Below are 15,857 nucleotides of genomic sequence, written 5' to 3' on the forward strand. Positions count from 1 at the left end.
TGCGTGGCCTGTCACACGTTGTCGGAGAAGGAAACGCAGCGCGCCGGGCCGACATTGGCGGGATTGTACGGCCGAAGGATCGCGTCGCTGCCGGGCTATCGCTTTTCCGACGCACTCAGGACGATGGGCATCGTATGGACGCCCGAGACGGTCGCACGATTGTTCGAGATCGGTCCGAATGCCTATACGCCCGGCACCAAGATGCCGGAGCAGCGCATCGGCTCTGCCGAAGATCGCCGGGCGCTCACGGATTTTCTGGCCCGCGCGACCGTGAAATAGCCCATTGCCGATACAGCACTCTAGTTCTTGGTGTCTCGCTGGCGCAAATAATCGTCGGTCGTCCGCGGCGGTGCACGCTCGGGGGCGCCGGCGAACGGATCGAACTGCTGCTCGCTCATGGCGATGACCCGGCAGTCGGCACACATCCTGAGCGCGTCGAGCCGCTTGTCGCCGGCCGGGTACATCCAGTGCCGGCCTTMGAGCTTCGCCGTGACACGATCGATCGTGCTCTTGACGCCAAACGGCTTGCCGCATCGGACGCATAGCGCGGGCTCTTCCTCCTTGATCACCCGGGCCGGGGCACGAGAGGCGCGGAAGTCGATCTGCGGCTTCAGCGTGATCACCTTTTCGGGGCAGGTGCCTTGGCACAAGCCGCATTGCACGCAGGCATCCTCGACGAATTTGAGGATGGGACGCTCGGGATCATCGCGCAATGCGCCGGTCGGACAGACCGAAACGCAGGACAGGCACAACGTGCAGCCCTCGATGTTGACGCTGACGGCGCCAAGAGGGGCGCCCTCGGGCAGTGCAATCACGTCCCTTGGGCTCGGGGCTATGCGGTGCAGTTCGCCAAGGGCAAATCGAAGCAGATCGCGCCGCTTGCCGACGGTCCGGAATGTTGCGGGCTGACTGACGGTTGCGAGCGGCTCGATCGCCCGCAATGCTGCACCGAGCGCATCGGGGTCGTCCGTCTCTATGGTCGCGACGCGGCGACCGGCAAATCCGAGTCCGGTGAGGATGGCATCGGCCATGACAATGGTTTGCGAAAGTCCGGCCAGATCGTGAAGAGGTCTGCCCCGCAACAGAAAGCGCACGGCAGCCACGCCATAGGCGAAGGCTGCCACGACGGCCTCGAGACCGAGTTGTGTCACTTCGTTCGCCGCGAAGGGCAGCACATTCGCCGGCAAGCCGTCACCATGGCGGGCCAGCGCATCGATCAGCGGGTCGCCGTGCTGTCTGTCATGAAACAGCAGCACGGGCTGGGCGCCGCCGGCGTCATGATAGGTCAGCAGCATCGCGCGGAGTTGGTGCAGCTGCGTGTCGGCGGGCGGCAAAGCATAAGAGGCTGCGCCGGTCGGACAGGCCGCAGCGCACTGACCGCATCCGGCGCAGACTTCCGCATTGACGGCGACATGATCGCCGGCCGGCGTGATCGCGCCCGTCGGACACAAATCCAGGCACCGATGGCAGCCGGTGCGCTCTGAGCGCGAATGCGCACAAAGCTCGGCAGTGAAGTTGACGTATTTCGGCTTGTCAAAGCTTCCTACCAGATCGCGCGCTTTCAGCACGGCGCGAAGCATGCTGGCCGGATCGCCGGGATCGGCGCGCAGGTATCCGTCCCGCAGGTCATGGGCGGGAAATAGAGGCATGCCGCCGGATAGATCCAGCAGGATGTCGCAGCGGGATGTCGCGCCATTGCGTGGCGCCTCGAAGATGAATCGATCGCGCGAGGAAGGGCGGGGGCGGGCGTAGTCGTCGATCGTGAGCTCGAAGGCGCCGAAATGGCCCTTCGCGTTGCGGATCGTTCCCGTCACGATCGGGAAGACCGTCGCCGGGGGCGGCGTAATGTCTTGCGGCCGCTTCAGCATGACCGTCACGTCGAGATGGTCGGCCAGCAGCTGGCCCGCCTCGATCGCCGCCTCGTCGCGCCCATAGATCAGGATGACGCCGTCGCTCGACAGGGTGACGAGCGGATAGTCCGGAGTGGCGACGGACGCTGCGGCAAGCAGCGCCGCCATCTTTGGGCCCGCTTGAGCGCCGTCGCGCGCCCAGCCCGCCGTCTCGCGGATGTTGGCGAAGGCGATCCCGTCAGGCCGATCGCCGGCCTCGTCGGTAAACTGTGCCGCCTGCTGCGTGCAAGCCACGGTCAGCGGACCGCTTGCCGCTGCCGCGCTGCGGAAATGATCAATCTCGGCGCCGCAGAGATGGCGAAAGCTCGTGATGTTGCAGTTGGGACATCCAAGCCGGATGGCCGCCGTGTCGAGGCGCATCGTGTCTTCGCACGAGCAGATCAGGACGGTCTTCGCTGGTTGCTCCAGGTTAACCTCTCCGACAATGAGGGCGGACTCGCGCCGACCCATCGCCTCGTATAGATATTCCCAATTGGGAAGAAATGGAATGCGGAGGACGGCTTGCCGTCGATCCCAACCAGCCACGTTTTCCTGGCGGAGCCGATCCGTCTGCCGCCGCCGTTCACGCTCGTCCGGCTGCGCGAGAGTGGCGACGCCTTTGCCCATGCTTGCCGCATTGCACCCGAGAGTGGCGCCGGCACGCTGGTCCATGTCGGGCGGTTCGACCTCGCCGAGTTCGCCGTGGTGCTTGAGCCGGGCGAGCCCTTGCGCGGCGCGCGACGCGCCTTCTACGCCGGCATGGTGGCTCTCACCGACGCACTTCGCGCCTATGCGCCGCCGAACRAGGCGGTGGCGATCGACTGGCCTGACGTGGTCAGGATCGACGGGGCGGTGGTTGGCGGCGGGCGAATGGGATGGCCATCATCGGCAAGCGAGGACGCGCCGCCCGCCTGGCTTGTGTTCGGCGCCATGATCCGGACCGTCGCGATGACGGACCAGGAACCGGGCATTCATCCGCTGGTCTCCGCGTTGGACCAGGAGGGATTTGGCGAGGCGGGCGCCGTGCAGGTGACCGAGAGCTTTGCCCGTCACCTGATGCGGGTGATCGATGGTTGGCGCGTGGATGGCTTCGACGGCATCGCCCGCGACTATCTCAGCCGGGTGCCACGCGAGCGGCAAGCGCTTCAGCGGATCGATGATCGCGGGGATCTGGTGACGCGCCGCATCGGCACGAACAGGACTGGGCGGCGCGAACTGGTGAAGGCTCTCGCGACGCCGACCTGGCTTGATCCGAAGCTTGGAGGGCCGCGCGCGTGAAATTGTTGCGCACCATCGCACTCGATCCGTCCGACACCTTTGTGTTCGATGTGCCGGCCGAGCCTGGCGAATGGGCTGTGTCCGGCGCCTTCTGTTTCTGCGACCAGGATCCGGCGACGCTGAGCGGAAAGGCACGCGTGGCCTTCCGCAGCGGCTTTCTCGGTGTCCAATCCTGGGGCTGGTCGACGCTGGTACAGATCGTTCCAGCGACGGAGGATGATTGTCGGACGCTGGTCGACCTGCTTGCCAAGCAACTTGTCGACCGCCTCGGTGCGCCGGACATCGCGACCGCGCAGGCAGCCGCGGAAGAAGAAATTGTCTTTGTGCAATCGCTCTGCACGCATCCGATCAGCTCGCTCATTGCGGTGCACCGCACCACCGGCGACGGCGAGGTCCGCGAGACGTTCCGGAGGCTGCAGTTGCGGGAGGGGCAGGGCCACGGCAGGGCATTCTCATTCATGGAGGTCGAAAATGACGCCGAACCGGACGGCGATCTCGACCGTGGGGATTTGAGCAAGGAGTTGCGGCGCCGATGAATGACTTCTGGATTGCCTGCGGCCACCATCTGCTCGATCGTAACGAGAGCGGTGGGCTCTGCGTGACAGACGAATTCCTGAAGGCGTACTTTGCCCGTCCCGAGCTGATGCCGCCGGACGATGCGTGCCCGCTCGAGCGCCGGGTGCACCGGGAGCTACTCGCCACTCCGCGCCTTCCGGTGGGCATCGAGGAACTTGCCGGGATCGCTGACGAGGATGCCCGGGAGAACTGGCAGTTCGTGCTGGCCTTTCGCGATCTCCTGTTGCGACATCCGACGCTGGAAGCGGCCTATCTTGAAATTGTCCGCTCACGCAGAAGCGACCTGCCGCCGCTGTTCGTCAACCAGCTCGTACACGTGATCCTGCGCAACGCGCTCGACGCCTGTGACGACCCCTTCGTGCTGCGCGCCGCGGAATTATTCTTCCGCCCGCAGCGGATTCTTCCACACGAGCAGGCCTTGCTGCTGGGCGACGAAGAGATTGTCGGGGGACGAAATCCGACGCCGGTGCTGTCGCTGATGTCGATGCTGGGCGCAACGCATGATGCCCAGCTCGATGTCATGAGCGAGGAGACCGCCGACGGCTATTGGCGGCGGAGCGACCAGTTCGACATGGCGTTTGACCTCACGGCTGGCGGTCGAGGGCCGGCGGCGCTGGCTCACGCGATGGCGCGTTGGATCTCCCATCTGCTCGGAACCGACGTTACCATCTCGCCGCTGCGCGAGATGCACGATGTGCGGCTCACCTGGTATGTCGGGCTCGATGCCGACGCCACCAGGCTCGGCGACCGTCTCTGGTCCGGCGAGGAACTCGACGAACGCAGCGCCGGCCGCGTGCTCGCGCTGTTTCGGCTGACACTTGCGGACAGTGGTCAGGCAATGGAAGAGGTGCGGGGAGAGCCCGTCTATCTTATCCTGGCCATGACGCCTGACCGGAAGGTCCGGATGAAACCGCAGAATCTCCTGATCGGCCTGCCGATCAAACATTTGGAGATGGTGACGTGAACGCCGCCGCGCTGCCATTGGTTCGCATTCCCGTCGGCGTCGTGGTCGAACGGCGCCAGGCGGACTCGCCCTGGGTCGATTTCGTCTGGCGAGGCGTCGCCGTGCTGCCGGACGAGCCGGACACAAAGCCCTGGACCGTTCTTCGCGAGGAGCACGGGACGACCTTGTTCTATGTCGGCAGTGCCACGGTCGATCTCTATCCGTCCGAGACTGCACGATATCGCGACAATTTCGCATCAGGCGGTCCGAGCATCTGGATCGTGCTGGCGCCTGCGGAGGGGCCTTGGCCCTATTCGATCGCTGCCGTCACTGCGGATCCCGCGGAAGGGGAGGCGTTTACCGAGGCCGGCGCCAATCTGGTCGAGGCGGTCGCCATGCCCGAGATGTTGCGCGAGGTGGTTGAACGGTTCACGGCCGAGCACCACGTCGAGCGCGAGTTCTTCAAGCGCGAGCGACGGCAAACCGATCCCGAGGCGTTGGCGCGCCGTCAGCATGAAGGCGGACACGAATGAGCGAGGACAGATTTCTGGCACGCTGGGCCCGCCGCAAGCAGGAGGCAAAGGCGAGCGCCGCGTCTCCTGAGCCGGGAGTGCACGACGAGGTGCCGTCGCCGCCGCCTGCGGTTGAGGAAACCGCGCCCGAGCCTGATCTATCGAGCCTGCCGTCGATCGATCAGATCACCTCGGCAACGGACATGACCGCCTTCCTGCGCAAGGGAATCCCACCAGAGCTGACACGTGCGGCGCTTCGTCGCGCATGGAGCGCCGATGCCGCCATTCGTGACTTCGTCGGGCTCGCCGAGAACGCCTGGGACTTCAACGACCCGAACGCGATGCCGGGCTTTGGACCGCTGGACTGTTCCGAAGCAGATCTGGCCGCACTCGTTGACCGCATCGTCGGCGGCGTGCGCAAGGCGGCGCAAACGCTGCCGGATCCACGTGCCGAACCCGAGGATTCTTCTCCAGAATGGCGGCAGGCGGAACCTTCAACGGTTGCGGACGCGGAAGACGGATCTGCCGGGACGCAGTCCATGCCGGCCGCTGTTGCACCGCAACCGACCATAGCCAGAGACACCGAAGCCGAAACCATCGTCGTGCGCCGCCGCACGCATGGCGGCGCACTGCCGTCCTAGATGCTCTACCAAAGGCTATAGCCTGCGGCTATGCGATCAGCGTTGACCGTTCTCGGAGCCGGGACTACGCTTGGCTAGTTCTTTGTAACAAAAGCAATAATCAGGCAGACGGGACTTTGATGGGAGGTCCACGTGCGTGACGAAGGGCTTGATCGCGCCATTGACGCCGTAGGCGGCGTTGCGGAGCTTGCGCGCAAGATCGGCATCAGCCAGCCTTCCGTTTCGAACTGGGTCAAGGTGCCTGTACAACGGGTGATTGCAGTCGAGGCGGCAACCGGCGTGTCGCGCGATCAGTTGCGGCCCGATCTCTACTCCGAACCGATCGACCCCATCGATGCGGCGCGTGCCCAGGAATACGCACTGCTTGCCACGCTTCTGTCCTCAGCGCCATCGAAGAGACTGCTCAATCAACTCGCCGCATTGAGCGCAGATGCGACGCCGCTCGGCCGCGCGCATGCTGCGCTCGCGCAAGCCGCCGCTCGCGCGGTCCCAGCGCGGCTCGAACGCGAATATTTTGAACTGTTCGTGGGCCTCGGGCGTGGCGAACTGCTGCCCTACGCTTCCTACTCTCTGACCGGCTTTCTCAACGAGCGGCCTCTGTCGCGTCTGCGCGCAGACCTTGCCACGCTCGGCATCGAGCGTGTCGCCCATAATTCCGAGCCTGAGGATCATGCGGCGATCGTGTGCGAGATCATGTCCGGTTTCGCGAGCGGACAATTCGAGGCGCCGGCGGATGCGCAGCGCGCCTTTTTCGAGAAGCACGTCGCGTGCTGGATCGGTCGTCTGTTCGCCGACATGGAGGGCGCGGAGGGCGCCACCTTCTATCGCGCGGTCGGCGCGCTCGGCCGCCTGTTTATCGAGATCGAGACGGAAGCATTCACATTCGCCGACTGACCAGCACATGCTGGTCCTGGAGGGATGCGATGAGTGAAGACAAAAAAGCCACCGTTGGGCGCCGCGATTTCCTTCGCAAGGTCGGCATCGGCACGGTTGGCGCCGGCGCCTCTCTCGCGACACCGCTGGTCGGGTCCGCGCAGGCTGATAGCGAAAACAACGATGAGAAGCGAAAGGCGCGCTACAAGGAAACCGATCACGTCAAAGCCTTCTATCGCGTCAATCGTTATCCGGCTAAGGGAGGTTGACCGTGCTGATCAAGCGAGCAAACCACCGTTCCCTGCGCCATGGTTCCGCGGCCGAGTCCCTTGCAGGTCAGGCCTGCGGCCTCGACCGCCGCAGCTTCCTGCGCAAATCCGGTCTTGCCGGCGGCGCGCTCGCAGCGCTCGGCACCATCCCTGTCGGCAGCGTGCGCAAGGCGGAGGCGGCCGCCGCGGGGCCGCTCACCGCGGGCGCCACCGTCCGCAAGAGCATCTGCACGCATTGTTCCGTCGGATGCACCGTGACCGCTGAGGTGTTGAACGGCGTGTGGATCGGCCAGGAGCCGAGCTGGGATTCCCCGATCAATCGCGGGTCGCATTGTGCCAAGGGCGCTTCCGTGCGCGAGCTCGTGCACAGCGAGCGGCGGTTGCGCTATCCGATGAAGCTCGTGGGCGGGCAGTGGACGCGTGTCTCCTGGGAGACCGCGATCAACGAGATCGGCGACAAGCTCCTGGACATGCGCGAGAAGTCTGGCCCCGATTCCATCTATTGGCTCGGTTCGGCCAAGATGACCAACGAAGGCGCCTATCTGTTCCGCAAGCTCGGCGCGTTCTGGGGAACCAATAACACCGACCATCAGGCGCGCATCTGCCATTCGACCACCGTCACCGGCGTGGCCAACACCTGGGGCTACGGCGCGATGACGAACAGTTTCAATGATATCCGCAATGCCAAGACCCAGGTCATCATGGGCGGCAATCCAGCCGAGGCGCACCCTGTATCGTTGCAGCATCTGCTCGAGGGCAAGGAGCTGCAAAAGGCCAACTTTGTCGTCATCGACCCGCGCCTGACGCGAACCGCGGCACACGCGACCGAATATGTGCGGATGCGGCCGGGCACCGACATCCCGGTGCTGTACGGCATGATGTGGCACATCCTCCAGAACGGTTGGGAGGACAAGGAGTTCATCCGACAGCGGGTCTATGGGTTCGACGATCTCCGGAAAGAAGTGGAGAAGTGGAATCCGGAAGAAGTCGAGCGCGTCACCGGCATTCCCGGCGAGCAGCTCAAGCGCGTCGCCAAGATGTTTGCCACCGAAAAGCCGTCAACACTGATCTGGGCCATGGGCCAGACCCAGAAGACTGTCGGCACCGCGAACGTACGGGCCAGTTGCATTCTGCTGCTGATGACCGGCAATGTCGGCGGCGCGGGCATGGGCGCCAACATCTTCCGTGGCCACGACAACGTGCAAGGCGCGACCGACGTCGGGCTCGATATCGTCACGCTGCCGTTCTACTACGGCCTCGCCGAAGGCGCCTGGAAGCACTGGTCGCGGGTTTGGGAGGTCGACTATGACTTCCTGAAGTCGCGCTTCGATTCCAAGCAGATCATGGAGACCCCCGGCATTCCGCTGACCCGCTGGTTCGAAGCGGTGAYGCTGCCGAAAGATCAGATCGCGCAAAAGGACAATGTGCGGGCGGTGTTCGTGCAGGGACACGCTTCCAACAGCATCACCCGCATTCCCGAATCCCTGAACGGCCTGAAGGCCCTTGAATTGCTCGTCATCGCCGACCCGCATCCGACGACCTGGGCCTCGCTCGCGGTCGAGGCAGGACGCAAGGATGGAGTTTACATTCTCCCGGTTGCCACGCAATTCGAGTGCAAGGGTTCGCGGGTTGCGTCGAATCGCTCGCTGCAATGGGGCGACCAAATCGTGAAGCCGATTTTCGAGTCGAAGGACGATCTCGAGATCATCTATCTCCTGGCGAAGAAGTTCGGTTTCGCCGACAAGATGTTCAAGAACATCAAGCTCGAAAACAATCTGCCTGAGGCTGAGGATGTGCTGCGTGAGATGAACCGCGGCAGCTGGTCGACCGGCTATTGCGGGCAATCGCCCGAGCGCCTCAAGGCGCATATGAAGAACCAGGCGAAGTTCGACATGCTGACGATGCGGGCGCCCAAGGACGATCCCGAGGTGGGCGGTGACTATTACGGCCTGCCCTGGCCGTGCTGGGGATCGCCCGAAGTCAAGCATCCCGGCACGCCGCTGCTCTACAACACCAACCTGCACGTGATGGATGGCGGCGGCACGTTCCGGCCGCGTTTCGGCGTCGAGCGCGAAGAGAAGCTGCCGGACGGCACGACGCGGAAAGTAAGCCTGCTCGCAGACGGCTCGTACTCAAAGGGTTCGGCGATCGAGGACGGTTATCCGGAATTCACTCTGGCGGTCCTGAAGAAGCTTGGCTGGGACACGGAGCTCACGGAAGCCGAGATGGCGACAATCAACAAGATCAATCCGGCCACTCCGGACACCGTGTCGTGGTCGCTCGATCTTTCGGGCGGTATCCAGCGCGTGGCGCTGGCGCATGGCTGCGTTCCCTACGGCAACGGCAAGGCGCGCATGAATGCGTTCGGCCTGCCAGATCCCATTCCAGTTCAYCGCGAGCCGATCTACACGCCGCGCGTCGATCTGGTCGCCAAATACCCGACGTTGCCCGATGCCAAGCAGTTCCGAGTGCCCAATATCGGCTTCTCCGTGCAGAAGGCCGCGGTGGAGAAGGGAATTGCCAAACAGTTTCCGCTCATCCTCTCGTCCGGCCGGTTGGTCGAGTACGAAGGCGGCGGCGAGGAGACGCGGACCAATCCCTGGCTCGCCGAATTGCAGCAGGACATGTTCATCGAGATCAATCCCGCCGATGCGAGCGAGCGCGGCGTCAGGGACGGCGGCTGGGTCTGGGTCACCGGCGCGGAGAATAGTTCCCGGGCCAGGATGAAGGCGCTCGTCACCGAGCGTGTCGGCAAGGGCGTGGCCTGGATGCCCTTCCACTTCGGCGGTTGGCTCGCAGGCAAGGATCTGCGCGGCAACTACCCCAAGGGCACCGATCCGATCGTGCTCGGCGAAAGCGCCAACACGATCACCACCTATGGATACGATCCCGCGACGAACATGCAGGAGACCAAGGTTACTCTCTGCCAGATCGCGGCGGCGTAAGGAGCAACGACGATGGCACGTATGAAATTTCTCTGCGACGCCGACCGTTGCATCGAGTGCAACGCCTGCGTGACAGCCTGCAAGAACGAGCACGAGGTGCCCTGGGGCATCAACCGGCGCCGCGTCGTCACCATCAATGATGGCAAGCCTGGCGAGCGCTCGGTTTCGATGGCTTGCATGCATTGCACCGATGCACCCTGCGCCGCCGTGTGCCCGGTGAATTGCTTCTACACCACCGCCGATGGCGTGGTGCTGCACTCCAAGGATCTTTGCATCGGTTGCGGTTATTGCTTTTACGCCTGTCCGTTCGGCGCGCCGCAATATCCGAAGATCGGCAATTTCGGCTCGCGCGGAAAGATGGACAAATGCACATATTGCGCCGGAGGTCCGGAGGCCGACGGCAGCAAGGAGGAATACGAGAAATATGGCGCGAACCGGCTTGCCGAGGGCAAGCTGCCGCTCTGCGCCGAGATGTGCTCGACCAAGTCGCTGCTCGCCGGGGACGGCGAGATCATTGCTCAAATCTACAAGGAGCGCGTCATGAAACGGGGCTACGGCTCAGGCGCATGGGGCTGGAAGACGGCTTATCGCGAGACGATCGGGTCCTGAGTTGCGGCTTCGGTGAGGGCGCGCACGACCAGGGAGGAGTTATGAGCTCATTTGCGAGAGTCATTGGTCTGATAGTCGGCGCGTGCGCTTTGCTCGTGTTGCTCATGGCGGTGCCGATGCCGGCAGGCGCGCAGCAGATCAACCCGACGGCAAGCTCTGTCAATGAGCGGCAGTTGCTTCAGGAGATGGACCGGATCCAAGGCCGTGTCAGTATTCCCGACCAGCGTTCCGGTGTGCTCATGCAGCCGGCGGGGCGCGACTGGCGCGAATTCCGTAACGTCACACTGCGCTGGATCGGCGGCGTTGCCATTCTCGGCATGATTGCGGTGCTCGTGATCTTCTATTTGGCGCGCGGTATGGTCCGTCTCGAAGGCGGTCGGTCTGGTCGCACCATCGTGCGCTTCAATATCTATGAGCGGTTCGTGCACTGGATGACGGCGACCTGCTTCATCATTCTGGCGATTTCCGGCCTGAACATAACCTTCGGCCGGCCGCTGCTGCTCCCGCTCGTCGGTTTTGAAGCATTCTCCGAATGGTCCCAGTGGGCGAAATACGCGCACAACTACCTGAGCTTCCCCTTCACGATCGGCGTGGTGCTGATCTTTCTGATGTGGATCGCCGGCAACATCCCGAACAGGATGGATATTGATTGGGTCAAACGGGGAGGCGGCATCGTTGGCCATGATCATCCGCCAGCCGATCGCTTCAATGCCGGCCAGAAGGCGATCTACTGGATCGTCGTGATCGGCGGCGGACTGGTCGCCGCCAGCGGCTACATCCTCATGTTCCCGTTCTACGTCACGGGAATTGAGGGCATGCAGACGGCTCAGATCGCTCATGCCATCGTCGGGGTTCTATTCATCGCCGTGATGCTGGCGCACATTTACATCGGTACGATCGGCATGGAGGGAGCGTTCGAGGCCATGGGCTCCGGCGAGGTAGACGTCAACTGGGCGCGCGAGCACCACAGCCAGTGGTTGGACGAGGAAATGGCGCGCACGGGGCCGAACGGCAGTCAACCAAAGCCGCGCCACGCAGCCTCCGCGGCGGAGTAGGGGCGGAGACCGGCCCTTTGCGGCTCCCTAGAGACGCACGCCTGTTGTCGAAAAGGCCTGTGCGACGGGTTCCTGGATGGTGCCAAGTACCGCAGCCGAGGCTGCCGCGATCACGACGGCCGTCACGCAGGCGAGCAGGAAGGCTTTCATTCGGATCCTCTACAGAGTTGGTCTGACGAACGGGATCCCGACAGATCGTTCGCACGCCTGGCGAACGATGGAGGGATGACGGTTCACGGTCAGAGCATCCGACCACTGGCTGGTCAGCAAAACAATACCCACGAAGGCCCGGAGACGGTAATCACAAAACGCAGAACGTTCTACCGAAATGAAGAGCCAAAAGCTCGTCGACAGACATCGAATCACAATCGGTGATCTTCTTGCCCATACCGGAGCCGCCGTCCATCAATCCGACCGTGGATGGTCGATTCACGCATCAATCGCCACCACATAGTCTGCATGCAGGGTAATCGGAGCCTTCGATCCGTCGAGAACCACACGGAGACTCTTCGGATAGTATCCAACGCCAATCACCCTCCCGGTCTTTCCAGCCAAGCGAGGGCCAGCTGTGGGCTTGACCTGAATGCGCGACCCCGGTGGAAACCTGGGGTTGGTTTGGGCCGATCCTGACATGGCCGGCTTACGGTTTGACGTAGGTCCAGCCCATCTCCTGCAATTCCATCACCCGCACGACGCCCGACTTCACGACCTCCGCCTGCCGAACAATCGGTACGTCCTTGTTCTCGGCCTTCCGCATTTTCTCCTGGGTGTTGCCGCAGGCCTTGAACGAAACCTCGGGCGTGCTCAAGGCCATCTCCTCGATGCGCGCCTTTACCGGCGAGGTGTCTTCACGCAGCATGTGCAGGCCGGGCCCGAACGTGACGACCTCGATCTTCACCTTCTCGCCAGCGTCCTTGTAATATTGCGCCACATTGGTTGCGTTGTTGAGCGCGAGATTCATCGCTGCCGGGTCGTTGGTATTCACCTGCAGGATCAAATGATGTTCCCGTTTCTTCGATGCGGCCGAATCCTCCATGCGGGCAAACGCGGACTGTTTCCGCGTCGCCGTCGTCGGCTTCGCCACGTGTTGCCTCGCATGGCTCGCCTTATGCGGGACTGGTTGCCCGTCTGCCGGCGTCCAGTATTTTCCACCCTGTTCCGCCGCCGAAAACGATGCGGAAACCAGAACGGCGATCGCTGCCATCGCGACCGTTTTGGCAATATGTTGAAACCTGATCATTATCCACCTCCATCGAAGAAAATCATCTGCATACCATCAATGATTTGGTGTCGCGATCGCGCGCGGCCATTTGCACGCCGCGGCCATCTTCGCGCGCACCGCGTCCAGGCCGGCGAGGGCAAACGTTCCGTCATGGGCAGCCCCGCCCCGCGATGAGAGCAGGACAATAAAGTCCCCGCTGTCCGGAAGCGACTGCACCAGGCGAACAACATCCCCGCCGAACGCGACGCCAGGACCGAATGCCGGCACGGCCGCTGCGACCTGCATCGCCGGATTATCATTGACGCGATAGGAAATTGTATCGTCACCGCCTCCGCGGGAGATGTCGGGCCCCCCGAGGACCAGCTCGGTCCGGCCGCCGCGACAGCGAATCGATAACTGCATCACGGGCTCGCCGGCCCCACTGCGCGACGATGTCGTAGCGGTTGCGATCGGTGAGTAGTCTATCGGCGAGGTCGTCTGGCTGACGATCCAGTCGTCTTCGGGCGTCAGGCGCTGCCGAGGCGCGATGGTGCGCGTCAATTTATTCAGGCACGCCAGGCGCTCCGCGTGGTCCTTCTGAAGGCAGGAACGGAGCTGCGTCATGGGATCCTGGGCCAACGCAATGCCGCCTGTCCCCCCGAGTGCAACAAGAAGAAGGATAGCGGCGCGTTTCATTGCGATGCTTGTGTTGCGCGGGGCTGGCGATCCAGCCACGCTTGCGCCGCAGGGACGCGCGTGAGACCCGGAACCGTCGCGGCGAGGTTGATGGATTTCCACTTCGGATCGAAACCGGGCCCCTGCAACCTGTCGACCCGGGAGAACAGGTGATCGATGAAGCGCGCGACGCGCTCAGAGCGGTTCGAACTGGCCGGCCAATTGAAGGCGACCAGAGCGGTCGGCACGGCGATCGTCGAAATCCGTTCGCCCTGCTTGATCAGGTTGGGATAATCGGTCGCGTCGAGAGAGGCGGGAAGATAGTAATCCTCGAACTTGCTCTCGTACGGGACAGGCAGGAACTTGAAACCTGGCTCCCATCGGCCCCGCACGAAAGCATCCACCGGCTTCGATGTAATGAAGACGACGGCTGCCATTTCGCCTTTGCGCATCTGCTCGAGCGCCACCTGGTGCGGAATGAACGTTTTTTCCACCTCGATATTGAGGCGGCTGAAGATCAGCGGCCCTGAATAGGCCGCAGCAGTGCCCTGGTTGTTGAAGTTGACCTTCTTGCCGGCGAGGTCGTTCAAACTCTGAATTTCGGGTCGAACGAATATCTGTAGCTCGGACGGGAACAGATTCAGGATATACGCAATTCGTCGCTGGATGTCCGGCACCTGGCTCTTGTATTCCTCGAGCGCGTCGGAATTGATGATCGCCGCATCGATGCCGCGCAAATAGAGCAGGGAATTCACGTTCTCCGTGGCCCCGCGTGTGACGACCGGCAGAACATGCAGGTTGTCCCCATCGTCGACCACGCGCGCGATCTCCGCTGCCAGACGGATCGGCGCGCCCTCGAGAAGACCTCCGGCCAGGCCGACAGTCCAGGCGTTCATGGAAATCACTTCAGGCCTCGGCTGCGGCGGCTCAGGCCGTGTCAGACGAACCTTGTGAGGCCGATTGTCCTGCGGTCGCGCAGCTGCCCAGGGCTGAATGGGCAGGAGCAATGGTACGAACGCCGCGAGCAGGAGCAGCCGACGCAATCCGATAGGCCTTTTCATCGACCAACTCCTCTACACATGCTGCATCCGTGTCGGCGCCTTCGATCCTTGATGGCGCATTGCTGGCTTGGAACGTCGCCGCACAAGACTGTGCTATCGACGCAGCGCTTCGAATCGCGCCTTCGCCTCCTTGATTCCTCCAGCTTCGGCCCGCGCATAGAGAGTTCGCGCTTTAGTGAGATCGCCTTGCGTTCCATACGTTCGAAAATTTGGAAGGATCAGCGGATCGTAGGTTTCCGCGAGCGCGAAACTTGCTTGCGCGCTGCCCATCTCTACGGCGCGCTCCAGCACGATCCGCGCGGCGCCGATGTTTCCCTGTTCAAGCAGTACGCTTGCGCGCGTGATCAATCTCGCCGCTTGCACCCCGTCGTTAGGTTTGACCGGTGCATCGCCCTGGCTGCGCGCCGCTATGGCCTGGTCTTGGACCGGCTTGTCTTGGACACGCTGGCTTTGGATTGGCCGTGCCGGCGCTGACAGCGGCTCGTCGCGCGCGGGCTTGCCAGCGGCAGCCAGCGGAGACGCAGCGGGGGAAATTTTTGCCAAAAGCGCGCCCTTGTCTTGACGCGCCAATGCGAGATCCCGTTCCAGTCCCTCGGCCCGTTCGCGTTCACGCAGCAACAAGCTGCGCAGCTCGGCCGAGTCTCGCTCTCCGGCCTGCTTGATCCGTAGGACTTCCTCACTCGCCTTGGATGCTCGCTCGGTCTGCGCGTCGAGATCGCTGCTTGCTTTTGCGAGATCCCGGGCCAGCTGCTCGGTCCGCTCGCGCTCCCGTTGCTGCGATTGCCCCAAGGAGGCGGTATCGCTCGCCTCCGCCTGTTTGTGCTGTGCCGCTTCCTCATTGGCTTTGGCCGCTTGAGCTTCGTAAGCGTAGATCTTGCTGCGTGCCATCGAGAGATCCTGCGCCAGCGCATCGGCCCTCTCGTGCTCCTTCTGAAACGATCGTGTCTGCTCCGCGGCGCCGGCTTTTGCTGCCTGCGTCAGCCTGGCAACCTCGTCGTTCGCCTTTGCCGCCAGCGCGGTCCGCGCGTCGATCTCGCGTCGCGCAGCCGCAAGCGCTTGCTCCAGCTGGCCGGTCCGATCCCGCTCCTGTTGCAGGGAGTTCTGCAACACCGCGAAACCGCCTTCCGCTGCCCGCTTCAGCAGGGCGACCTCGTCACCCGCCCTTGTCGCGAGTGCTGTCTGAGTCTCRACATCSCGWTGCGCGRCYGCAAGCGCCTGCTCCAGCCGGCCGGCCCGATCTCGCTCCTGYTGCAGCGATTTCTKCAAYTCTACRGARTTACCTTCCGCGGCCTGCTTCAGCAGGGCGACCTCGTCGCTCGCCTTTGCCGCA

The 15,857-nt window shown here is 63.3% G+C and carries 16 protein-coding genes and 1 pseudogene; 11 read left to right on the top strand and 6 right to left on the bottom strand.

What is annotated here, in order from left to right:
• Nucleotides 1–279, top strand: a 279-nt coding sequence (locus ACXJL8_RS13020; protein WP_456685079.1) for a c-type cytochrome, incomplete at its 5' end; no start/stop codon positions are given.
• Between the two features lie 20 nt (nt 280–299).
• On the opposite strand, the gene ACXJL8_RS13025 is transcribed toward ACXJL8_RS13020, so the two are convergent.
• Nucleotides 300–2,270, bottom strand: coding sequence for a 4Fe-4S binding protein (locus tag ACXJL8_RS13025; protein WP_456685081.1), 1,971 nt, complete (start codon nt 2,268–2,270; stop codon nt 300–302).
• A gap of 150 nt (nt 2,271–2,420) precedes the next feature.
• Between ACXJL8_RS13025 and ACXJL8_RS13030 the strand changes: the two genes are divergently transcribed.
• The 10 genes from ACXJL8_RS13030 (at nt 2,421) to ACXJL8_RS13075 (ending at nt 11,590) form a co-directional block, all read left to right on the top strand.
• On the top strand, nt 2,421–3,167 hold the full coding sequence (locus tag ACXJL8_RS13030) for a biotin/lipoate--protein ligase family protein (protein WP_456685082.1): 747 nt from the start codon (nt 2,421–2,423) through the stop codon (nt 3,165–3,167).
• On the top strand, nt 3,164–3,703 hold the full coding sequence (locus ACXJL8_RS13035) for a DUF6505 family protein (protein WP_456623973.1): 540 nt from the start codon (nt 3,164–3,166) through the stop codon (nt 3,701–3,703). The genes ACXJL8_RS13030 and ACXJL8_RS13035 overlap by 4 nt, the downstream gene beginning before the upstream one ends.
• Entirely contained in the window at nt 3,700–4,707 is a 1,008-nt protein-coding gene (locus ACXJL8_RS13040; RefSeq protein ID WP_456623972.1) for a DUF6352 family protein, read from the top strand. The genes ACXJL8_RS13035 and ACXJL8_RS13040 overlap by 4 nt, the downstream gene beginning before the upstream one ends.
• Nucleotides 4,704–5,219: a DUF3305 domain-containing protein gene (locus tag ACXJL8_RS13045; RefSeq protein ID WP_456623971.1), complete on the top strand. Its 516-nt coding sequence runs from the start codon at nt 4,704–4,706 to the stop codon at nt 5,217–5,219. Before ACXJL8_RS13040 ends, ACXJL8_RS13045 begins: the two co-directional genes overlap by 4 nt.
• Entirely contained in the window at nt 5,216–5,839 is a 624-nt protein-coding gene (locus ACXJL8_RS13050; protein WP_456623970.1) for a DUF3306 domain-containing protein, read from the top strand. The genes ACXJL8_RS13045 and ACXJL8_RS13050 overlap by 4 nt, the downstream gene beginning before the upstream one ends.
• Before the next feature lie 132 nt (nt 5,840–5,971).
• Complete coding sequence (locus tag ACXJL8_RS13055) at nt 5,972–6,733, top strand: Cro/CI family transcriptional regulator (RefSeq protein ID WP_456623969.1); 762 nt, start codon at nt 5,972–5,974, stop codon at nt 6,731–6,733.
• Nucleotides 6,734–6,762: 29 nt separating this feature from the next.
• Nucleotides 6,763–6,981 carry a twin-arginine translocation signal domain-containing protein gene (locus ACXJL8_RS13060; RefSeq protein ID WP_456623968.1) on the top strand — a complete coding sequence of 73 codons (219 nt, stop codon included), beginning with the start codon at nt 6,763–6,765 and terminating at the stop codon, nt 6,979–6,981.
• Between the two features lie 2 nt (nt 6,982–6,983).
• Entirely contained in the window at nt 6,984–9,926 is a 2,943-nt protein-coding gene (locus ACXJL8_RS13065; protein WP_456685080.1) for a formate dehydrogenase subunit alpha, read from the top strand.
• Between the two features lie 12 nt (nt 9,927–9,938).
• Nucleotides 9,939–10,535, top strand: coding sequence for a formate dehydrogenase FDH3 subunit beta (gene fdh3B, locus ACXJL8_RS13070; RefSeq protein WP_456624336.1), 597 nt, complete (start codon nt 9,939–9,941; stop codon nt 10,533–10,535).
• A 41-nt stretch (nt 10,536–10,576) separates the two neighbouring features.
• Nucleotides 10,577–11,590, top strand: coding sequence for a formate dehydrogenase subunit gamma (locus ACXJL8_RS13075; protein WP_456624337.1), 1,014 nt, complete (start codon nt 10,577–10,579; stop codon nt 11,588–11,590).
• 27 nt (nt 11,591–11,617) lie between these two features.
• On the opposite strand, the gene ACXJL8_RS13080 is transcribed toward ACXJL8_RS13075, so the two are convergent.
• The 5 genes and pseudogenes from ACXJL8_RS13080 to ACXJL8_RS13100 all read right to left on the bottom strand — a co-directional run.
• Entirely contained in the window at nt 11,618–11,740 is a 123-nt protein-coding gene (locus ACXJL8_RS13080) for a hypothetical protein (protein ID WP_456624338.1), read from the bottom strand.
• 490 nt (nt 11,741–12,230) lie between these two features.
• On the bottom strand, nt 12,231–12,830 hold the full coding sequence (locus ACXJL8_RS13085) for a DsrE family protein (protein WP_456624339.1): 600 nt from the start codon (nt 12,828–12,830) through the stop codon (nt 12,231–12,233).
• A gap of 36 nt (nt 12,831–12,866) precedes the next feature.
• Entirely contained in the window at nt 12,867–13,487 is a 621-nt protein-coding gene (locus tag ACXJL8_RS13090) for a hypothetical protein (protein WP_456624340.1), read from the bottom strand.
• Complete coding sequence (locus ACXJL8_RS13095; protein WP_456624341.1) at nt 13,484–14,527, bottom strand: TAXI family TRAP transporter solute-binding subunit; 1,044 nt, start codon at nt 14,525–14,527, stop codon at nt 13,484–13,486. Before ACXJL8_RS13095 ends, ACXJL8_RS13090 begins: the two co-directional genes overlap by 4 nt.
• Before the next feature lie 93 nt (nt 14,528–14,620).
• Nucleotides 14,621–15,857: pseudogene (locus tag ACXJL8_RS13100) on the bottom strand (hypothetical protein); the annotation flags it as partial.

Source organism: Bradyrhizobium sp. P5_C11_2 (assembly GCF_054049755.1).